General features: G+C 73.5%; 15 protein-coding genes. 2 read left to right on the top strand and 13 right to left on the bottom strand.

What is annotated here, in order from left to right; genetic code table 11:
* Positions 1 to 27: 27 nt before the first annotated feature.
* The 6 genes from ACZ64A_RS25200 to ACZ64A_RS25175 form a co-directional block, all read right to left on the bottom strand.
* Positions 28 to 2,334, bottom strand: a complete 2,307-nt coding sequence (locus ACZ64A_RS25200; RefSeq protein WP_469813322.1) for a xanthine dehydrogenase family protein molybdopterin-binding subunit — start codon at positions 2,332 to 2,334, stop codon at positions 28 to 30.
* On the bottom strand, positions 2,331 to 4,316 hold the full coding sequence (locus ACZ64A_RS25195) for a (2Fe-2S)-binding protein (RefSeq protein WP_469813321.1): 1,986 nt from the start codon (positions 4,314 to 4,316) through the stop codon (positions 2,331 to 2,333). Before ACZ64A_RS25195 ends, ACZ64A_RS25200 begins: the two co-directional genes overlap by 4 nt.
* Positions 4,313 to 5,206, bottom strand: a complete 894-nt coding sequence (locus ACZ64A_RS25190; RefSeq protein ID WP_469813320.1) for an FAD binding domain-containing protein — start codon at positions 5,204 to 5,206, stop codon at positions 4,313 to 4,315. The genes ACZ64A_RS25195 and ACZ64A_RS25190 overlap by 4 nt, the downstream gene beginning before the upstream one ends.
* Positions 5,207 to 5,531: 325 nt before the next feature.
* Entirely contained in the window at positions 5,532 to 7,160 is a 1,629-nt protein-coding gene (locus tag ACZ64A_RS25185) for a beta-N-acetylhexosaminidase (RefSeq protein ID WP_469813319.1), read from the bottom strand.
* Between the two features lie 460 nt (positions 7,161 to 7,620).
* The gene (locus ACZ64A_RS25180) at positions 7,621 to 7,917 is read right to left on the bottom strand and encodes a DUF3039 domain-containing protein (RefSeq protein WP_469813317.1); all 297 of its coding nucleotides are present in this window, start codon (positions 7,915 to 7,917) and stop codon (positions 7,621 to 7,623) included.
* Between the two features lie 29 nt (positions 7,918 to 7,946).
* Positions 7,947 to 8,519 carry a YqgE/AlgH family protein gene (locus tag ACZ64A_RS25175; protein WP_361622439.1) on the bottom strand — a complete coding sequence of 191 codons (573 nt, stop codon included), beginning with the start codon at positions 8,517 to 8,519 and terminating at the stop codon, positions 7,947 to 7,949.
* A 252-nt stretch (positions 8,520 to 8,771) separates the two neighbouring features.
* Here ACZ64A_RS25175 and murA point away from each other — a divergent pair, with 252 nt between their 5' ends.
* A complete protein-coding gene (murA, locus tag ACZ64A_RS25170; RefSeq protein WP_469813315.1) occupies positions 8,772 to 10,109 on the top strand; it encodes a UDP-N-acetylglucosamine 1-carboxyvinyltransferase in 1,338 nt (445 codons plus the stop codon).
* A gap of 204 nt (positions 10,110 to 10,313) precedes the next feature.
* Here murA and ACZ64A_RS25165 read toward each other — a convergent pair whose 3' ends face one another.
* The 6 genes from ACZ64A_RS25165 to ACZ64A_RS25140 all read right to left on the bottom strand — a co-directional run bounded on the left by ACZ64A_RS25165 (position 10,314) and on the right by ACZ64A_RS25140 (position 17,843).
* A complete protein-coding gene (locus ACZ64A_RS25165) occupies positions 10,314 to 10,595 on the bottom strand; it encodes an HU family DNA-binding protein (RefSeq protein ID WP_103784273.1) in 282 nt (93 codons plus the stop codon).
* A 339-nt stretch (positions 10,596 to 10,934) separates the two neighbouring features.
* Entirely contained in the window at positions 10,935 to 12,350 is a 1,416-nt protein-coding gene (locus tag ACZ64A_RS25160) for an NAD-dependent malic enzyme (RefSeq protein ID WP_469813313.1), read from the bottom strand.
* Between the two features lie 701 nt (positions 12,351 to 13,051).
* A complete protein-coding gene (locus ACZ64A_RS25155; RefSeq protein ID WP_469813312.1) occupies positions 13,052 to 15,346 on the bottom strand; it encodes a HelD family protein in 2,295 nt (764 codons plus the stop codon).
* Between the two features lie 209 nt (positions 15,347 to 15,555).
* Positions 15,556 to 16,377: an anti-sigma factor family protein gene (locus ACZ64A_RS25150; RefSeq protein ID WP_469813310.1), complete on the bottom strand. Its 822-nt coding sequence runs from the start codon at positions 16,375 to 16,377 to the stop codon at positions 15,556 to 15,558.
* A complete protein-coding gene (locus tag ACZ64A_RS25145; RefSeq protein ID WP_103784269.1) occupies positions 16,377 to 16,958 on the bottom strand; it encodes a sigma-70 family RNA polymerase sigma factor in 582 nt (193 codons plus the stop codon). The genes ACZ64A_RS25150 and ACZ64A_RS25145 overlap by 1 nt, the downstream gene beginning before the upstream one ends.
* A 219-nt stretch (positions 16,959 to 17,177) precedes the next feature.
* On the bottom strand, positions 17,178 to 17,843 hold the full coding sequence (locus ACZ64A_RS25140; protein ID WP_469813308.1) for a CGNR zinc finger domain-containing protein: 666 nt from the start codon (positions 17,841 to 17,843) through the stop codon (positions 17,178 to 17,180).
* Positions 17,844 to 18,000: 157 nt separating this feature from the next.
* Between ACZ64A_RS25140 and ACZ64A_RS25135 the strand changes: the two genes are divergently transcribed.
* Positions 18,001 to 18,543, top strand: a complete 543-nt coding sequence (locus ACZ64A_RS25135; RefSeq protein ID WP_469813307.1) for an anthrone oxygenase family protein — start codon at positions 18,001 to 18,003, stop codon at positions 18,541 to 18,543.
* A 317-nt stretch (positions 18,544 to 18,860) separates the two neighbouring features.
* Here ACZ64A_RS25135 and ACZ64A_RS25130 read toward each other — a convergent pair whose 3' ends face one another.
* Positions 18,861 to 20,012, bottom strand: a complete 1,152-nt coding sequence (locus tag ACZ64A_RS25130; RefSeq protein WP_469813305.1) for a uroporphyrinogen-III synthase — start codon at positions 20,010 to 20,012, stop codon at positions 18,861 to 18,863.
* Between the last annotated feature and the right edge of the window lie 52 nt (positions 20,013 to 20,064).

Below are 20,064 nucleotides of genomic sequence, written 5' to 3'. Positions count from 1 at the left end.
ACGCCCCACCACTGACAACGGGCCCCGTCAGTGGTTCACCACCGCCGCCTGCGGGCGGATCGGCAGCCGGTTCACCGGGCGGCCCGTCGCGGCGCGCACGGCCGACGCGATCGCCGCCGGCGAGGCCACCACCGGCGCCGCGCTCACCGCCTTCGCGCCGAACGGCGCCACCACGTCCCGCTCCTCGACCAGCTTGACGATCCTGATGTCCGGCGCGTCGAGGGCCGTCGGCAGCGCGTACCCGGTGAGGTCGGGGTGGCGGACCAGACCGCGCGGCGTGCGCAGGTTCTCCGTCAGCGCGATGCCCACGCCCTGCGTGACACCCGCCTCGATCCGCGCCGCGAGCTGCGCGGGGTTGAGGACCCGGCCCACGTCCTGCGCGACGGCCAGCTCCACCACCCGTACCGAACCCAGCTCGATGTCGACGTCCACGACCGCGCGGATCGCGCAGAACGCGAGCCCGACGAAGGCGTCGCCCTGGCCGGACTCGTCCAGCGGCTCGGTGGGGTGCGGGCGGCACTGGGCCGTGGCCCACAGCTCCTTGCCGTCCATCGCCTCGGTCACGGTCGTCGACAGCACGCCGTCGTACGAGGTGATCTTGCCGTCGGTGATCTGGAGCAGCTCCGTCGACATGCCGAACTTGTGGGCCAGCGGCTGCAGCAGCTGCGTACGGACCATCTTGGCGGCACGCTCGACCGCGCCCCCCGACACCCATGTGTGGCGGCCGCGGCACCCCGGGCCCGCCGGGGGCTGGTCGGTGTCGACGGGCGCCACGTGCACCTCGTCGATGCCGAGGGTCTCCTGCACGATCTGCCGGGCCAGCGTGGCGAAGCCCTGCCCGGTCTCCACCGCCGCGCACAGCACGGTGGCGACCCCGTCGTGCACCTTCACGGTCGCCGTGGACACCTCGTCGGCGCCCTCCGCTCCGAGCATGTGCACCACGCCCAGGCCGTACCCCACGCCGCGCCGCACCGCGCCCGGCTCGCCCGCGCCCTCGGGGCCGCCGGGCAGCAGCCAGTCCTCCTCGGGGGTGTCCTTGGGCAGCGGCGGCAGCGGAAAGTCCCGGACCGCCTGGAGGAGTTCGGCGACGGGCGCGGGACAGGTCACCGTCTGGCCCGTCGGCAGCACGTCGCCCGTGGCCATGACGTTGCGCAGGCGCAGCTCCGCCGCATCCACGCCCAGCTTCTTCGCCAGCTTGTCCATCTGCGCCTCGTAGGCGGCGCAGACCTGCATGGCGCCCTCGCCGCGCACATGGCCCGACGGCGGGTTGTTGGTGCGCACCGCCCAGCCCTCGATGAACGCGTTCGGCACGACGTAGGGGCCGCACGCGAAGGCGACCGCCGCGGCGAGCGCTTCCGAGGACGTGTCGGCGTAGGCGCCCGCGTCCAGCAGGATCTGCGCCTCGACCTTCACGAGCCTGCCCTCGGCGTCCGCGTGGTGGCGGTAGCGCAGCAGGGTGGGGTGGCGGTGGGCGTGGCCGAGGAAGGACTCCTCGCGGGTCGCGGTCAGCTTCACCGGGCAGCCGGTTCTCAGTGCGAGCAGCCCGAGCGGGAGCTGGAAGCCCTGGTCCTCGCGGTCGGCGGTCGCGCCGGGCACGCCGGTGACGACGATCTTCACCCGCTCCGGCTCCAGCCCGAAGCAGGCGGCGAGGGCGTCGCGGTCGGTGTGCGGGTCGGTTGAGGCCGTGTACAGCTCCACGCCGCCGTCGGGGCGGGGCACCGCGAGACCGGCCTCCGCGCCGATCGGGGCGGGGTCCTGACGGCCGATGCGGTACAGGCCCTCGACGACGACCTCGCCGACCGCGGCCGGGTCGCCGTGGTGCAGCGGGATGTGCCGGATCAGGTTGCCGTCCGGGTGCAGCGGCTCGGCCTCGAAGGCGTGCTCCGGGTCGGTGACCGGGTCGAGCACCTCGTACTCGACGATGACGGCCGCGGCCGCCATCCGCGCGGTGTCCGGGTGGTCGGCGGCGACGGCCGCGATGGGCTCGCCGTGGTGACGTACGACGTCGGAGGCGAACACCGGGCGGTCGGCGGCGCCCCGGCCGTACACCGGGCTGCCGGGGACGTCCTCGTGCGTGACGACGGCCCGCACGCCGGGCATCTCGCGCGCGTGGGTGGTGTCGATGGACACGATGCGCGCGTGCGGGTGCGGTGAGCGCAGCACGGCCGCCCACAGCAGGCCCTCGGCCCACAGGTCGGCCGCGTAGGGGAAGGTCCCCTCGGTCTTGGCGCGGGCGTCGGCGGGCGGCAGGGAGGCGCCCAGGCCGTGCGGGATCTGCTCGGGGGCGGGTGCTGCCTCCGCGGTCGTGGTCGCGGCGGCCGCTTCGTTGCTCACGCCTGGCCTCCGTCCTCTCCCTGTCCGTACGGCTGCTGGTCGTGCCCGTGCGGGGCGGCGGGGTCCTCGAAACCGGCCGGGCCCTCGAAGGAGCCGCCGGCCTCGAACGCGCTCGGGTGCACACCGCCCGCGCCGGGGCCCGCCTGGTGCGGGATACGGGCCTCGTCGCCGTCCGTCTCACCGTCGCCGGTGCGCAGCGCCTCCCGCTCGGCGACGACCTCCTGGACGGCCTGCAGGACACCCCGGTAGCCGGAGCAGCGGCACAGGTTGCCGCACAGTGCCTGACGGGCCTCCATCTCGGTCGGCGCCGGGTTGCCCTCCAGCAGGTCGTGCAGGGTCATCGCCATGCCGGGCACGCAGAAGCCGCACTGGACCGCGCCGCACCGGGCGAGCGCCCGCTGCACGTCCGAGGGCTGCCCCTCCTCGGCGAGGCCCTCCACGGTGCGCACCTCGCTGCCGGCGGCGGTGACGGCGGGCACCAGGCAGGAGGCGACGAGCCTGCCGTCCACCTGTACGTTGCACGCCCCGCACTCGCCCTGCGAGCAGCCGTCCTTGGCCCCGGCGAGCCCGAGCCGCTCGCGCAGCACGTACAGCAGCGACTCGCCGATCCAGGCGTCGCCGACGGGCCGGTCGGCGCCGTTGACGCGCAGCACGTAGGAGGCGAGGGGGTGTTCGTCGTGCGGGGGCGGTGGGGCTTCGTGCGGCGGCCGGTCGGCGTGCGCGAACTCGCCGGGGACCGGCGCCTCGTGCGCGGGCACCCCGGACGGCTCGGCGGACGGCTCCTCGGCGCCCTCCCGCGCAGCGGCCGCCTCCGGCGACTCCGCCGCGGGTGCCTCGTCGGCCGGCGGCTCCGGCGCGGATACGGCGGCCGGGTCGGCGTCGGAGTCCACGGCGCCGGGGTCCGCCTGCGCGCCGCCCTCTGGCTGCACATCGCCATCCGGCTGCGCGTCGGGGGCTGGCGGCGCGCCGAGGACGCCCTGCGCGTCGAGCACGCCCTGCGTGTCGAGGGCCCCCTGCGTGTCTTCCGCGTCCTGCGTGTCGGCGGCGTCCTGGGCGCCTGCGGCCTCCTGGGCGGCGGCCGCGGACGGCGTGGACGGCTCGGCCCCGGACTCGTCGGCGGGGGACCCGGTGCCGGGCTCCTCGGGCGCGGCGGGGGCCTCCGGAGCCGGGGCGGTGTGCGCGGCTGCCGGATAGGGCTCGGTCACCGGCGCGTCCGCGGGGCCGGCGGCGTACTCGTCCCCGTGTCCGGCGAAGTGACCGGTGTGCGACGGGGCAACGTGCGCACCGGAGTGTCCGGGAAACGCGTGCCCACCGCCGTGCGCCGGATCGGCGTGCCGCTCCCCCTCCGCGTCGGGCGCCTCGGGCTGCGGCGCGTCCCACGGGTGGCCCTGCGCCCCGGTCGCCCAGGGTGCGGCCGCTCCTCCGGGCAGCGTGGCCGGCGGTGTGCCGCCCCACTGCTCGACGAGCGAGGACGTCGTGTACTCGCCGGACTCGTCCGGCAGATCGCCCCCGGCGACCGGGATCGACCACTGACCGGTGACGTCGTGACCCGGCGCGGACGCGGACTCCGGCTCGGCGGAGGCCGGGGCGCCGCCGGTGCCGTACGCGTCCGTGTCCGTGTGCTCCGCGAAGTTCCACTGCCCGGTCGCCCCGGGCTGGTAGCCGAACCGGTCGTCCGGGGCCGTCTGCGACACGTCACCGGCCGGGGGCGACCCCCACTGCACGCCGTCCACCGGCATGCTCCACGTGCCCGTGGCGGCCGGGTCGGTGCCGGCGGTGGTGGCGGGGGCGACCGTTATCTGCGGCGGCACATAGCCGTGCCCGGGCGCGGCCAGCGGGCTGTCACCGGAGAGCAGCGCGTCGATGCCGCCCTCGGGGAGCTTGACGAAGGCGGTCGCGCCGTCGTCGTAGTCGCCCTGGGGCAGCGGGTCCCAGCGGCCGGCGCCCTGCGGGGTGCCCTCAGCGTGCTGGTCGTCGGTCACGACAACGCCCTCCCCAGTGCTCGTCGGGCCAGCGCGGCGACGGTGCGCCGCAGGTGCAGTACGGCGGGTGGCAGCTGCGGCACGGAGCCGTCCTCGGCCGGGGCCTGGTCGGGGATGCAGGCCGCCGCGACGTACTCGCCGAAGGCGTGCAGGGCCTCGGGGACGATCGCGCGGTTGTTGTCCCAGTCGATGAGCTGGGCGACCCAGTGCTCGGCCTCCAGGGGCCGCAGCGGCATCGGTGCGATGGCGCCGACCGCGCAGCGCACGCCCCGGCGCGCGGGGTCCAGGACCAGCGCGACGGAGGCGAGGGCCCGTCCGGGGCCGGTGCGGCCGGTGGCTTTGAGGAAGACCTGCGGGGCGTGCAGCAGCGGCACGCGCACGTAGCCGATGAGTTCGCCGCCGCGCAGCATGTCCATCCCGGCCAGCAGGTGCGAGACCGGGACCTCCCGGCGGGCGCCGCCCGGTCCGGCGATGATCAGGGTCGCCTCCAGCGCGGCCAGCACGGGCAGCGCGTCACCGGTCGGGGCGGCGGAGGCGATGTTGCCGCCGAGCGTGCCTGCGTTGCGGATGTGCGGCGGGCCGGCGGCGCGGGCGGCGGCGGCGAGCGCCGGGATGAGGGCGGCGAAGTCGGGGCGGCCCATGCGCGCGTGGGTGAGCCCGGCGCCGAGCAGGGCGTGTCCGTCCAGGTACTGCCAGCCGCGGATCTCGCTGATCCGGCCGAGGCCGACCAGTCCGGCGGGCCTGAGCTGCCCGGAGTTGACGGCGGTCATCAGATCGGTGCCGCCCGCGACCGGCACGGCGGCCGGCATGGCGGTCAGGGCCTCCACGGCCTCGTCCAGTGTCGTGGGCAGCGTGACGGGCTGCGCCGCCTGCGGTGCGTGCGTGGTCAAAACCGGCTGCCCCTTCCCGCTGCCCCACCTGGTCCCGCCTGTTGCGCCGTACGGTACGTGCTGACAGGGCGGACGTGGCAACTCTGGCACATCTTCCGGGCAGCTGAGGACGCGGGTCCGGTAGGAGGTGTTCGCCCACCTCACCGGCTGGTTGGTCCGGTTTCGCACGGCTTCGCCGAAGGGTGCCGATTGGCACTCTTCGGTGACCCTGATGCGATTGTGCCACTACCGGTTCGACCCCCGCGGGGGCTGTGGAAAACGACCACCGGCACCCTGTGGACGACCACCGGCCACACCCTGTGGCCCCGCCCGCGGGGGGGGGCGCCTACCGGTTCGGCGGCGGGCCGTCGACCGGGCGGCCCAGGACGCCCGGCCGCCGCTGCCAGGGCCGGGGGCCGGCGGGCGGGCGGTAGGCCACGCCGAGGGCGTCAAGTCGCCGGTAGTGGACGGCCATCCGGCGCTCGAAGCCGGCGAAGTCCCGCTCGGCCGGGGCCGGCAGCGCACTCCAGGCCACCTCGGCGAACGCGGCGAGCCGCGGGAACAGCTGGTAGTCCACGCGCTGCTGGTCCTCCGTCACCTCCGACCACAGGTTGGCCTGCGTGCCCAGGACGTGCCGGGCCTCGTCCTCGGTGAGCTGCGGCGGCACGGGGTCGAACCGGTAGACGTCCTCCAGGGTGCGCACGAAGCCGATGGGCACCGGCTCGTCCTCGCCCGCGGCCTGACGGTGATCCAGGTAGACGTGCTGCTCCGGGCACATGACGACGTCGTGGCCCGCGCGGGCGGCGGCGATCCCGCCCTCGTAACCGCGCCAGGAGGACACGGCCGCGCCCGGCGCGAGGCCGCCCTCGAGGATCTCGTCCCAGCCGATGAGCCGCCGCCCGCGCGCGGCCAACCACCGGTCGAAGTGGGCGATGAACCACGCCTGGAGCTCGTCCTCGCCGGCCAGCCCCAGTTCCTTGATGCGGGCCCGGGCGGTGGCCGAGCGCCGCCACTGCTCCTTGGGGCACTCGTCGCCGCCCACGTGGACGAAGACGGACGGGAAGAGCTCCAGCACCTCCTCGAACACGCCTTCGTAGAAGCGCAGGGTGTTGTCAGTGGGGGCGAGTACGTTCGGATTGATCCCCCAGGTGTCCCAGACGGTGAGGGCGGTGGTGTCGATGACGTCGGTGTTCCCGAGTTCGGGGTACGCGGCGATGGCGGCCTGCGAGTGGCCGGGCACGTCGATCTCCGGGACGACGGTGATATGCCGCTCGGCGGCGTAGGCGACGATCTCGCGGATGTCGTCCTGGGTGTAGTAGCCGCCGTGGGGCCGCTCGTCCCACAGCGGTGAGGCGCGGTGACCGAGCTTCGTACGGGCGCGCCAGGCGCCGGTCTCCGTCAGCTTCGGGTGGCGTCGGATCTCGATGCGCCAGCCCTGGTCGTCGGTCAGATGGAGGTGCAGGACGTTGAGTTTGTGCGCCGCCATCACGTCCAGCTGGCGCAGCACGCCGTCCTTGGGCAGGAAGTGCCGGGCGACGTCCAGCAGGAGGCCGCGCCAGCCGAAACGGGGCGTGTCCTCGACGACCGTGCCGGGCAGGGTCCAGCGCCGGCCGGGCGTCAGCGGGGCGCGCCGGAAGGCCTCGGGCCCGAGCAGCTGGCGCAGCGTCTGCGCGCCCCAGAAGACCCCGGCCGGACCGCCGCCGTGGAGGGTCACGCCGGCGTCGTCCACGGTCAGCCGGTAGCCCTCGGGGCCGAGTGCTCCGGTGTCCTCGACGGCCAGCCGGATCGTGCCGCCGTCCCGGCGCTCGCCGGGCGGCAGCGCGAAGCCGGTCACGGCCCCGAGCGTGGCGCGCAGCCAGCGCGCGGTGGTCTCGGTGCCGGGTCCGGCCGCCAGCGGGGTGTGCTCGTCGAGCGTGAAACCGGCGGCGAGCGCCCGTACGGCCCGGGGTGCCGGGATCAGTTCCGCAGCAGTCATGTCGGCTCCCCCACCGTTCGGCCCGGCCCGCCGCCGCGGGAAATCGGCGCACAAGATTCACAGAGAGCGGCCCGGCATTCACCGGACGGCCTTCGGTACGGCACAGCAAGGAAGGCTAGGGAGCCCGCGGTCACGACCACAAGAGGTCTGCACCACTCACCGGACCACCACGCGCGGAGTGCCACTCGCGGGAGAGCGACTCCCCCGGCCGCTGCTCACGCGACCGCCGCTCGCCGCAGTGCCACCCGGCGAGCGCCACTCGCCCGACCGCCACCCGCCGAGTGCCACCCGGCGACTTCCACACCCCGGACGCCACCCGCCCGACGGGTACGCCCCCGAACGCCACGCGCCCGATCCGCCACTCCCCCGACCGCCGCAACGCCCCCGAACGCACGGAGGCCCCGGCGGCGCGCCGTGGCGCGCCGGGGGCCTCGCCCGCTTCGGACGGCGGACCGACGGACTACTGCTTGCCGCCGCCCTTGCCGCCCTTGCCGCCCTCGTCGCCGCCGGCGCCCATGGAGTCGTAGATCTCCTTGCACATCGGACACACGGGGTACTTCTTCGGGTCGCGGCCCGGCACCCAGACCTTGCCGCACAGCGCCACGACGGGCGTCCCGTCGAGGGCGCTCGCCATGATCTTGTCCTTCTGGACGTAGTGGGCGAAGCGCTCGTGGTCACCGTCACCGTGGGAGGTCTGCGGCGTCGGCTCTACGAGGGTCCCCGTACCAGTCCCGCGCTCGGGCTCGAGAGTGCTCATAAACGCAAGGGTACTGAAGGTCACATGGTTCAGTTGAGCGTCGGGTCGTCCGGGTAGGTCGCCACCATCGCCAGTTCGTTGCGCTGGCGGCGCAGGACCTCGCGCCAGAGTCTCTCGGGAGACGGCGAGGAGACGTCGCCGGGCTCGGACTCGACGACGTACCAGGCACCCTCGACCAGTTCGTCCTCCAGCTGGCCGGGGCCCCAGCCGGCGTATCCGGCGAAGATCCGCAGGGAGCCCAGGGCCGAGGCGAGGAGTTCGGGCGGGGCCTCCAGGTCGACCAGGCCGATCGCTCCGTGGACGCGCCGCCAGCCGAGCGGGGTGCCGTTCGCCTCCGGGTCACCCGGGACGACGGCGACGCCGAGGGCCGAGTCCAGCGAGACCGGTCCGCCCTGGAAGACGACGCCGGGCTCCCCGGTCAGGTCCGCCCAGCCCTCCAGGATGTCGCCCACGTCCACCGGCGTGGGACGGTTGAGGACGACACCGAGCGAGCCCTCCTCGTCGTGGTCGAGGAGGAGCACCACCGCACGGTCGAAGTTCGGGTCCGCCAGGGCGGGGGTGGCCACGAGCAACCGCCCTGTGAGCGAGGACACCTCGGTCATGCCAGACATGATCCCGCATCTTCCCGGGCTGTGGGGAGGCAATCGGGGTAGGCGGGTGAAGGCAGGTCACGGCTCACGGAGGCTCCCCCGGGCGCACACCCGGCGGCGGTGACCGCACGTGCCCGGGGCTCAACCGTTCGTGTTGTGACACAGCTATGACGTTCCCGGGTGGTCCGCGGGCTTACTTCAGGGGGGTCCGTGGCGATTACTCTGTCTCTCTCCCCCTGCCCGACTCATCGGAACGCGAGATACATGACCGTCAACGACGATGTCCTGCTTGTCCACGGCGGAACCCCGCTGGAGGGCGAGATCCGTGTCCGCGGCGCGAAGAACCTCGTGCCGAAGGCGATGGTGGCCGCCCTGCTGGGCGGTGAGCCGAGCCGACTGCGCAATGTTCCGGACATCCGCGACGTACGGGTCGTACGCGGCCTGCTGCAGTTGCACGGGGTGACGGTCCGTCCGGGTGAGGAGCCGGGTGAGCTGGTGCTCGACCCGACCCGGGTGGAGAGCGCCAACGTCGCTGACATCGATGCCCACGCGGGCTCGAGCCGTATCCCCATCCTGTTCTGCGGTCCGCTGCTGCACCGCCTCGGGCACGCCTTCATCCCGGGCCTGGGCGGCTGCGACATCGGCGGCCGGCCCATCGACTTCCACTTCGACGTGCTGCGGCAGTTCGGCGCGGTCATCGAGAAGCGCGCGGACGGCCAGTACCTGGAGGCCCCGCAGCGGCTGCGCGGCACGAAGATCCGGCTGCCGTACCCGTCGGTCGGCGCGACCGAGCAGGTGCTGCTGACCGCGGTGCTCGCCGAGGGCGTGACGGAGCTGTCCAACGCGGCGGTGGAGCCCGAGATCGAGGACCTGATCTGCGTCCTGCAGAAAATGGGCGCGATCATCGCGATGGACACCGACCGCACGATCCGCATCACCGGTGTGGACAAGCTCGGCGGCTACGACCACCGGGCGCTGCCGGACCGGCTGGAGGCGGCGTCCTGGGCGTCGGCGGCGCTGGCGACCGAGGGCGACATCTACGTCCACGGCGCGCAGCAGCGCTCGATGATGACGTTCCTGAACACCTACCGGAAGGTGGGCGGTGCCTTCAAGATCGACGACGAGGGCATCCGTTTCTGGCACCCCGGCGGTCAGCTGAAGTCGATCGCCCTGGAGACGGACGTGCACCCCGGTTTCCAGACCGACTGGCAGCAGCCGCTGGTCGTGGCGCTGACACAGGCCACGGGGCTGTCCATCATCCACGAGACGGTCTACGAGTCCCGGCTGGGCTTCACCTCCGCGCTCAACCAGATGGGCGCGCACATCCAGCTGTACCGGGAGTGCCTGGGCGGCTCGGCCTGCCGCTTCGGCGCACGCAACTTCCTGCACTCCGCGGTCGTCTCCGGCCCGACCAAGCTCCAGGGCGCCGACCTGGTCATCCCCGACCTTCGCGGCGGGTTCTCGTACCTCATCGCGGCCCTCGCCGCGCAGGGCACGTCCCGGGTGCACGGCATCGACCTGATCAACCGCGGCTACGAGAACTTCATGGAGAAGCTCGTGGCGCTGGGCGCGAAGGTGGAGCTGCCGGGCCAGGCCCTGTAACGGCGGCACACGCGCGTACGACGATGGGGCGGCCCCCCGGTGAGGGGGCCGCCCCATCGGGCGTTCAGCACGCCCCCGAAGGGGCGCGGGGCTGCGTTGGTGTACGGCGCCGCCGCGTGGTCGCGACCGGCCGCACACGTCCGCAGTCGCCCAGGGCGCTATGGGGCCACGGCGTCTGGAGCCATGGCCCGCACAGCGGCGCGATTACTTACCCTTGGCGGCTTCCTTGAGCTTGGAGCCCGCGGAGACCTTCACGCTGTAGCCGGCCGGGATCTGGATCGGCTCACCGGTCTGCGGGTTGCGGGCGGTGCGAGCGGCACGGTGGGTGCGCTCGAAGGTCAGGAAGCCGGGGATGGTGACCTTCTCGTCGCCCTTGGCGACGACATCGCCGACGACGTCGGCGAACGCGGCCAGCACGGCGTCGGCGTCCTTGCGGGTCACCTCGGCGCGGTCGGCCAGCGCGGCCACCAGCTCACTGCGGTTCATGTTGTTACTCCCGTGTTCTTCTTGCCGTTGGGGCGTGCCACGCGGCGACAGCCGCATATGGGACACAGCGAAGCCGTTGCTGCCAGGGTCGTCGGACGGTCCCGGGCCCGGTCCCGTCCTCGGACGCGAGCGCCCAGAGAGGCATCCTGCCCCTACCTGCGGCGGGAAAGCCAATCCGGCACCCGTAGGAGTCGTGAGAACACTCTTGGGAGTCACACGAAAGCGCCACCGTCCCGGGCGCCACCTATGCCACTGGCCGGCCGCCCACCATAGAGGGCGGCCGCAGGCCCTTGGTTCCACGACGCGCCGGGAGGCGGCCGTGGGAAGTCTCACAAGCGCTTACGCGGTCGTTCCGGCCGCCTTGGCGGCGTCCCGGACCGCCCCGGCGACCGCGCCGGCGACCTTGTCGTTGAAGACGGACGGGATGATGTAGTTCGGGTTCAGCTCGTCCTCGGTCACCACGTCCGCGAGCGCCGTCGCGGCGGCCAGCATCATGTCCGTGTTGACCGTGCGGGACTGCGCGTCCAGCAGGCCGCGGAAGACACCCGGGAAGACCAGCACGTTGTTGATCTGGTTCGGGAAGTCGGAGCGGCCGGTGGCCACGACCGCCGCGCTCTGGCGGGCGATCGCCGGGTCGACCTCGGGGTCGGGGTTGGCGAGCGCGAAGACGATGGCGCCGTCGGCCATGGCGGCCACGTCGTCGCCGTCGAGGACGTTGGGCGCGGAGACGCCGATGAAGACGTCGGCGCCGCGCACGGCCTCCTTGAGGGTGCCGGTGAGGTTCTCCGGGTTGGTGTTGTCGGCGATCCAGCGCAGCGCGGAGCCGGCGGGGGCGTCGACGAGGTCCTCACGGCCGGCGTGCACGACGCCCTGGATGTCGGCGACGACGGCGTTCTTCACACCGGCGGCGATCAGGAGTTTGAGGATGGCCGTACCGGCGGCACCCGCGCCCGACATCACGACGCGGACGTCGCCGATGCCCTTGCCGACCACGCGCAGGGCATTGGTGAGGGCGGCCAGGACAACGATGGCAGTGCCGTGCTGGTCGTCGTGGAAGACGGGGATGTCGAGGGCCTCGCGCAGGCGGGCCTCGATCTCGAAGCAGCGCGGCGCGGAGATGTCCTCGAGGTTGATGCCGGCGAAACCGGGGGCGATGGCCTTGACGATCTCGACGATCGCGTCCGTGTCCTGCGTGTCGAGGCAGATCGGCCAGGCGTCGATCCCGGCGAACCGCTTGAACAGCGCGGCCTTGCCCTCCATCACCGGCAGCGCGGCCTTCGGGCCGATGTTGCCGAGGCCCAGCACGGCGGACCCGTCGGTCACCACCGCGACGGAGTTGCGCTTGATGGTGAGGCGGCGGGCGTCCTCGGGGTTCTCGGCGATCGCCATGCAGACCCGGGCCACACCCGGGGTGTAGATCATGGAGAGGTCGTCACGGTTGCGGATGGGGTGCTTGGACGCCATCTCGATCTTGCCGCCGAGGTGCATCAGGAACGTACGGTCGGAGACCTTGCCCAGCGTGACGCCCTCGATGGCGCGGAGCTTGCCGACGATCTCCTCGCCGTGGGCGGTGGAGGTGGCCGCGATCGTGACGTCGATCCGGAGCTTCTCGTGCCCGGATGCGGTGACGTCGAGGCCGGTCACCGAGCCTCCGGAGGACTCCACGACGGTGGTGAGCTGCGAGACGGCGGTTCCGCTCGCGGGCACCTCCAGCCGGATCGTCATCGAGTAGGAGACGCTGGGCGCCGTTGCCATGGCCGACTTCCTCTGCTTTCACCGTTTCGCTGAGTTGTGCCGTCCGATCGTCGCACCTACCCCGGAGTACGTGGTAGTCGCCCCGAATTGCGGACGTTTTGTTCACAGGCAGGACCTCGTTTTCGGAAAACGACTTCCGCCATGCGAGAGAGTACGGCAAGCGATCAGACAAATAAAGAGACCCACGTCACTGGGTGACGTGGGTCTCCGACGTTCATGACACCGGCCCGCCATGCTCGCCTCGCGGCAAGTGGTCCCTCTGAGGGACGAAGGTTGGGCCCGGGGGCTTGGATCGAGCCGGTGCCACACCCAGGCTAACAAACGGATCGAGGAAGACCATTCCCCCCGCACGAAACGCGCCAGCGCCGACCCGCAGCCGCGTACGGCGGCGAGGGGACGGGGTGGGGGGTGTCCGCCCGCAGCGTCCGGCACCGTGACACGGCACCCTCGTCGGAAACGGCCGGCCGGACCGAGGACGGACACCCCCCACCCCGGCCCCGCCTTGACCACCGCCCGTAGGCGGCGACGCACGCCACGACGCGACCGCAACGGGCCGCCGCAGGCAAAAAAGGGGCGCGGGGAACGGCGCGACCAGCCACAACGAACCCGCACGGACCGCCGCAGGCAAGGCGCCCAGCCCCAACGCACCCGCAGCCGAACGACGACCCAGCGCCGCAGGCACCCGCGCCCCAGGAACCCGCTCAGTCGCGCAGCAGATCCGGCACGCCCGCCCCGTCCGCCTCGTCCCGCTCCGCCGACACCACCGTCAACTGCTGCGTCGCCCGAGTCAGCGCGACGTACAGCACCCGCAACCCCGCAGGGCTCTCGTCGGCGATCTCCGCCGGCGAGACGACGACCGTCGCGTCGTACTCCAGCCCCTTCGCCTCCAGGCTGCCGAGCGCCACGACCCGCTCGCCGAGCCCGGCCAGCCAGCGCCGCGCCTCCTCGCGGCGGTTCATCGCGACGACGACGCCGACCGTGCCGTCGACCGCCCCGAGCAGCCGCTCGGCCTCGGCCCGCACGGTCTTCTCCAGCGAGTCCGCCACGACGGCGAACCGCGGCCGTACGCCGGTGGAGCGCACCGCCGACGGCGCGACGGAGCCCGGCATGGCCAGCGCCAGCACCTTCGAGGCCAGCTCGGCGATCTCCGCCGGGTTGCGGTAGTTCACGGTGAGTTCGAAGCGCCGGCGCGGACGCGTCCCGAGCGCCTCGTCGCGGGCCGCGGCGGCCTCGTCGACGTCGGACCAGGAGGACTGCGCCGGGTCGCCGACGACCGTCCAGGTCGCGTGCCGGCCGCGGCGGCCGACCATGCGCCACTGCATCGGCGTCAGGTCCTGCGCCTCGTCGACGATGACGTGGGCGTACTCGACGCGCTCGGCGGCCAGCCGCTCGGCGCGCTCACGCTGCGACTCCTCCCGCGCCGGCATCAGTTCCTCCAGACCGGTGAGGTGGTCCAGCGGGTCGAGCTCGCGCTTCTTCTTCGGGCGCACCGGCGCGCCCAGGATCGCCTGCAACTCGTCCAGCAGCGCGATGTCGTGCACGGAGTAGCCGTCGCGTCTGAGCGAGCGGGCGACCTTGCGGACCTCGCCCGGGTTCAGGACGCGGCGCGCCCAGCGCCCGAGCCGCTTCTCGTCGGCCATCGCCGCGAGCACGCCCCGCGGGGTCAGCTCGGGCCACCAGGCGCCCAGGAACTCCAGGAAGGAGTCCTCGGTGCTGACGTCGTCGTCGAAGGAGGAGCGCAGCTCGGCGGCCAGCTCGGGATCGGTGTGCCGCCCGGCGGCGCCCGACTGCTCCCACAGGGCGTCCAGCAGCAGCTTGCGGGCGCGCGGCCGCAGCAGGTTCACCGGGGCCGTACCGCCGAGGGCGTTGCGGCGGATGGAGTCCAGCTGCCCGGCCTCGAGCTCCAGGCGCCGCCCGAAGGCGACGACCCGCAGCCGGGCCGGGGCGTCGGGCCCCTCCAGCGCACCCCGGGCGGCCTTGCGCAGCACCTTCAGCATGCGGCTGGAGCCCTTGGCGCGGGCGATGGCCGGTGAGTCGTAGACCGTGGCCTCGGCCCCGTCGACCAGGGAGCCGATCGCGCGGATGGCGACCTGGCCCTCCTCGCCCAGCGAGGGCAGCACGCCCTCGGTGTAGGCGACGAGCAGCGGGGTCGGCGAGACGATCAGGATGCCGCCGGCGTAGCGGCGCCGGTCCTGGTAGAGGAGATAGGCCGCGCGGTGCAGGGCGACCGCGGTCTTGCCGGTGCCGGGTCCGCCCTCGACGTACGTCACGGACGCGGCGGGCGCGCGGATCACCAGGTCCTGCTCGGCCTGGATGGAGGCGACGATGTCCCGCATGGTGTGGGTGCGGGCCTGTCCCAGGGCGGCCATCAGCGCGCCGTCGCCGATGACGGGCAGCTCGCGCCCGTCGAGGAACGCCGTCAGCTCCGGGCGCATGAGGTCGTCCTCGACGCCGAGGACCCGGCGGCCCTTGGAGCGGATGACCCGGCGCCGTACGACCCGTCCGGGGTCGACCGGCGTGGACCGGTAGAACGGCGCGGCGGCGGGCGCCCGCCAGTCGATGACCAGCGGCGCGTAGTCCTGGTCGAGCACGCCGATCCGGCCGATGTGCAGCGTCTCGGCGATGTCGGCGGTGTTGTCGGGCCGCACGGCGCCCTCGGCGGGTTCGACGGCGGTGTAGGCGCCGTCGGGCCCCTTCTTGCCGTCCTTGCCGAGGAGCAGGTCGATACGGCCGAAGAGGAAGTCCTCGAACTCGTTGTTCAGCCGGTTGAGGTGCACGCCGGCCCGGAAGACCTGCGCGTCCCGCTCGGCGAGCGCGCCGGGGGTGCCGACCTGGCCGCGCTGGGCCGCGTCGTTCATGAGGAACTCGGCCTCGTGAATCTTCTCCTCGAGGCGCCGGTACACCCGGTCGAGGTGTTCCTGTTCGACGTCGATCTCCCGGTCCCGAACCGAGTCGTGAACCGGTTCGACCGCGGATTGCTGTGCCTGAGCGGCCACCGGGCCCCCTTCTGACGTGCTGGGCAGCCGTCAACCGTACGCGAAGGAGGCCACGCGAGGCGAGAGGAGGCGGCGTCACTCGGTGCCGAAAAAGGATGCCGCCCCCGGGGGCACGGGAAACCGCGCGACCGGCCACCCTTCACCGGCACCCGCGCGGCGACGACCACCCCCCACCCCGGAAGGCGCCCATCCGCCCCACCGTCAGGGGCTCACGCCTTGATCTGTACCAGTTTCTGCCCCTCGAACGTCATGACCTCGAAGTGGTCGATCTCGTTCGGCTTGAACGCCGCGCCGCCCCCGATGTACAGCGGGGCCTTCGCCTCCTCGGTCTTCGAGTTCGGGATCCCGTACCCCCATCCGGGCACCGACCACGAGGACACGGTCTCGCGCTCGCCGTTCTTGCCGACGGCGATCAGGCTGCACTTCAGCGGCCCCTTGACGTTCTTCAGCTCCAGGACCGCCTGGGTGCCCCAGTCCTTCTGCGCCATGCCGACGGTCCCGGTGACATCGGTCGCCGCGTCGTGCCCGGTGACCTTGTCACCCATCGTCGAGAACAGCGTCTTCGCCGGGCTGGCCGACGCCGCCTGGGTGCTGCCGCCGGAGTCCGAGCCGGTCGTGGCGACGGCGACCAGCGGACCTCCGACGATCAGCGCGGCGGCCGCGGCCACCATGTAGAAGCCGCGGCGGCGCTTGGCGGCGCGCCGCTCGGCGATCTCGTCGACGAGCTTCTCCGCCAGCCGCGGGCTGGGCCGGGCCGACAGGGACTCGCCGATCGCGGGCGTGCCGGCGCCGGGCAGGTCGGCGAGCGCGGACAGCATCGGCTCCATGCCGGCGAGTTCGTCGAGCTGCTGCGCGCACCACTCGCAGGTGGCGAGGTGGGCTTCGAAAGCGGTTGCTTCGGCGTCGTCCAGAATCCCCAGGGCGTAGGCGCCGACCGTCTCGTGCTCGTTCGGGCCCGGTGATCCCTGCATGGGTCCAGTGTTACCCGGGCCCTCCATGCCGAATCCTCGGATGTCCCCGTATCCGCTCATCACGCCGTCACCCCCCGCTCCTCCAGTGCCAGCTTCATGGACCGCAGGGCGTAGAAAACCCTTGAGCGGACGGTGCCGCTGGGGATGCCCAGCGTCTCGGCCGCCTCGTTGACGGTACGCCCTTTGAAGTACGTCTCGACGAGCACCTCCCGGTGGGCCGGGGTCAGGTCGTCGAGCGCGTCCGACAGCGTCATCAGCCACAGCGCTTTGTCGATCTCGTCCTCCGCGGGGATGACCTCCAGCGGCGACGGATCGACCTCTTGCGGCCGGGCCTGCCGGCTGCGGTGGCCGTCGATGACGATGCGGCGCGCGACCGTCACCAGCCAGGGGCGTACCGAACCGGTCGCTCGATTGAGCTGGCCGGCGTTCTTCCAGGCACGGATGAGCGTCTCCTGCACGACGTCCTCGGCGCGCTGCCGGTCTCCGGCGACCAGGCGCAGCACATAGGCGAGCAGGGGTCCGGCGTGCTCGCGATACAGGGCACGCACCAGCTCCTCGTCGGGTTCCGAGGGCTGGGAAGCGCGATGTCGGGCCCTCGATCCACGTTCATTGGCCACGACGGAATCCTTGCGCACGCCCACCTCCGGTGTCCGGGGCTTCCCCCCAGTCGGTCGCTCGTCCACGGGTACGGAGGCGGGGCTTCGGATGTTCAAAGCGGAGGGACGGATTTCAGCGAGCGGGGTGACGTGAGCGGACATGCACGCACATAGCCGCCCCGTCTTCTTTACATTTCCCCCACCGGGCGCAAGGTCGCCACTTGTTTCCCTACGGGGCCGTAGGTACACATGATGTAACCGAGATCACGTCGATGCCCCTCGGGCCGGTGTCGACGCACTCCGGGCGGACGGCGCGAAGCGGGCACCCGCGGGTGGGCCGGGCTTGCGGGAGGCGAGCCGGCGGCGGTGCCGGGCCACCCGCTCGCGGTTGCCGCAGACCTCGCTGGAGCACCAGCGGCGCCGCCGGCCCCGGGAGGTGTCGAGGTAGACGATCGGGCAGTTGTCGCCCTCGCACTGGCGCAGCGCCGCCCGGGCGACCGGGTCGGTGAGCAGTTCCACGGCGTCGCGGGCGACCGCGGCCAGCAGGGCGGCGCACTCCGGGACCTCGGCCAACTCCCGTACGAGCGTGCCGTCCTGGGCGCGTACGGCCCGAGGGGCGGGCGGCGGGGTGCGGGCGGCGTCGTTGACGCGGGCGAGCGCGAGGTCGTACGGCAGGGGGCCGGGGGCGAGCCAGCCGCGCACCAACTGACTCACCTCTTCGCGCAGTTCACGAAAGCCGCGCAGCCAGGTCGCGTCGGCGTGGGCCAGCGGGGTGCCGGGCGGGACGAGTCCCGAGCCGCTGATCCACGCGCGCAGCACCTCGACCGAGCCGAGCCGCTCGACGGGGTGCGTCGTGGCGAGCAGGTCGAGGCAGACCCGCCCGGCGTCGAAGCGCAGTTCGTCCGGTGCCGTGGCCGTACCGAGCGCCATGTCCCTGTCACCGCCTGGGGTCGCCCGCGGAATCGGTCCCTTCCACAGTGCCTGCCCACGGGCGCGCCGGGTACCCCTCCGACCGCCTGGACGCCCGCGCATGCGGCAGCGCGCCTGAACCATGTCCCGCGACGGCGCCCGCCGGTTGACTGGACCCATGGCTGATACGACGGACAACAGGCCGCGACCGACGGCCGCCCGGGCGGTACTGGGCGCGGCCGTGGTCACCTCGGGGCTGCTCGCCGGGGTCTTCCTCATCTTCGCCTGCGCGGTGATGCCGGCGCTGGCGCGCAGCGACGACCGCGTCTACGTCGAGGTGATGCGGAACATCAACGACGTCATCCAGAACCCGCTGTTCATGCTGGTCTTCCTGGGCGCTCCGGCGCTGACGGCGCTGGCCGCGTGGCAGGCGCGGACGGCTCCGGGCCGTGGCCGGCTGTGGGTGGCGCTGGCCGCGTCCGTCCTCGCGTTCGCGGTGACGGTCGTGGTGAACGTCCCCCTGAACGACGCGCTGGCCCGCCCCGGCGATCCGGCGGCGCTGCGCGAGCACTTCGAGGACCCGTGGGTGACGTGGAACGTGATCCGCACGGTGCTGACCACTCTGGCGACGGTCTTCCTGACCGCGGCCCTGCCCACCACCCGCCCCCCGCGCACCGCACCACCGACCGCCCAGGTGCCCCGCAGCTCGGCGCTGCGCTGACACTCCAGGCGCCGAAGCCGCCCCGGCGAGGTGCCCGGCCCCCTGGCCGGGGCGAAGCCACCCCGGCCAGGGGGCCGGGCACCGGGGCCGTAGTGGCACGCCCGCGGCGTGACCCCGGCGGCACGACCCGGCGCCTGACCGCAGGGGCCGTACCACCGGGAGGCGCCGCCGATACGGCCCCCGGCCGAGACAACCGGCGATACGGGCCCGACGGCCCACCGTCCAGCAGACAGGCGCCCGGCCCCGGCGCCCGGCGGGCTACCGGCCCCGCGCCGCTCACGCCCCGCCCCGCCCCGCCCCGCCCCGCCCCCGGAGGGCTACGCGTCGGCGTACTTCGCGTCCGCTGCCGGGTCCAGGGCCAGGCGGTAGCCGCGTTTGACCACCGTCTGGATCAGTTTCGGGGCGCCCAGGGACGTGCGCAGGCGGGCCATCGCCGTCTCCACGGCGTGCTCGTCGCGGCCGGCGCCCGGCAGGGCCCGCAGCAGGTCGGCGCGGGCCACCACCCATCCCGGCCGCCGGGACAGCGCCCGGAGCAGGGACATGCCGGCCGGCGGCACGGGCCGCAGCTCGCCGTCGACCAGCACCGCGTGCCCGCGGATCTCCACGCGGTGCCCGGCGACGGGCAACGCGCGTGCCCGGCCCGGCAGTTCCTGGCACAGCAGCTGCACCAGCGGCCCGAGCCGGAAGCGCTCCGGCTGCGCGGTCTGCACCCCGTGCGCCTGCAACGGCACCGCCGTGACCGGCCCCACGCAGGCGGGCAGCACGTCGTGGTGGAAGGCGGCGAGCAGCTCGGGCAGCAGCCCGCGGTCCTGCGCCCGGTTCAGCAGGGAGACCGCGGCGGGCGCGCTGGTGAAGGTGACGGCGTCCACCCCACGCGTCACGGCGGCGTCCAGCAGCCGGTCCAGCGGGGCGAGGTCGTCCGGCGGCATCCACCGGTACACCGGTACGCCCACCACCTCCGCCCCGCCCTCCCGCAGCGCCTCCACGAACCCGGGCAGCGGCTCCCCGTGCAGCTGTACGGCGACACGGCGGCCGTCCACGCCCTCGGCGAGCAGCCGGTCGAGCACCTCGGCCATGGACTCGCTCGACGGCGACCAGTCCTCGGTGAGCCCCGCGGCGCGCACCGCGCCCTTCACCTTCGGCCCGCGGGCGAGCAGTTCCACCGTCCGCAGCCGCTGGAGCAGCTGCTCGCCGAGCCCCCATCCGTCGGCGGCCTCCACCCAGCCGCGGAACCCGATCGCGGTGGTCGCGACGACCACGTCCGGCGCCCGGGCGATCAGCTGCTCGGTGGCCGCCAGCAGCTCACCGTCGTCGGCGAGCGGCACGATCCGCAGGGCGGGCGCGTGCAGGACGGCCGCGCCGCGCCGCTGGAGCAGCGCGCCCAGCTCGTCGGCGCGGCGCGCGGCCGTCACTCCCACGGTGAACCCGGCCAGGGGTCCGTGTTCCGGTCGCTGAAGCTGTTCGTCCATGGCTACTCGTCCCGCACTTCGGTCGTCGTCCCTTGCCGCCGGCATCCCTGCG

The organism is Streptomyces sp. NPDC104814 (assembly GCF_055583185.1).
This window is presented reverse-complemented; position numbering and strand designations above follow the sequence as displayed.

What these genes read in the sequence shown, in the direction of transcription:
- ACZ64A_RS25180 (WP_469813317.1), bottom strand. Translation starts at nt 7,917, where the DNA reads ATGAGCACTCTCGAGCCCGAGCGCGGGACTGGTACGGGGACCCTCGTA.
- ACZ64A_RS25150 (WP_469813310.1), bottom strand. Translation starts at nt 16,377, where the DNA reads ATGAGCGGATACGGGGACATCCGAGGATTCGGCATGGAGGGCCCGGGT.
- ACZ64A_RS25160 (WP_469813313.1), bottom strand. Translation starts at nt 12,350, where the DNA reads ATGGCAACGGCGCCCAGCGTCTCCTACTCGATGACGATCCGGCTGGAG.
- ACZ64A_RS25135 (WP_469813307.1), top strand. Translation starts at nt 18,001, where the DNA reads ATGGCTGATACGACGGACAACAGGCCGCGACCGACGGCCGCCCGGGCG.
- ACZ64A_RS25185 (WP_469813319.1), bottom strand. Translation starts at nt 7,160, where the DNA reads ATGACTGCTGCGGAACTGATCCCGGCACCCCGGGCCGTACGGGCGCTC.
- ACZ64A_RS25165 (WP_103784273.1), bottom strand. Translation starts at nt 10,595, where the DNA reads ATGAACCGCAGTGAGCTGGTGGCCGCGCTGGCCGACCGCGCCGAGGTG.
- ACZ64A_RS25130 (WP_469813305.1), bottom strand. Translation starts at nt 20,012, where the DNA reads ATGGACGAACAGCTTCAGCGACCGGAACACGGACCCCTGGCCGGGTTC.
- ACZ64A_RS25175 (WP_361622439.1), bottom strand. Translation starts at nt 8,519, where the DNA reads ATGACCGAGGTGTCCTCGCTCACAGGGCGGTTGCTCGTGGCCACCCCC.
- ACZ64A_RS25140 (WP_469813308.1), bottom strand. Translation starts at nt 17,843, where the DNA reads ATGGCGCTCGGTACGGCCACGGCACCGGACGAACTGCGCTTCGACGCC.
- murA (WP_469813315.1), top strand. Translation starts at nt 8,772, where the DNA reads ATGACCGTCAACGACGATGTCCTGCTTGTCCACGGCGGAACCCCGCTG.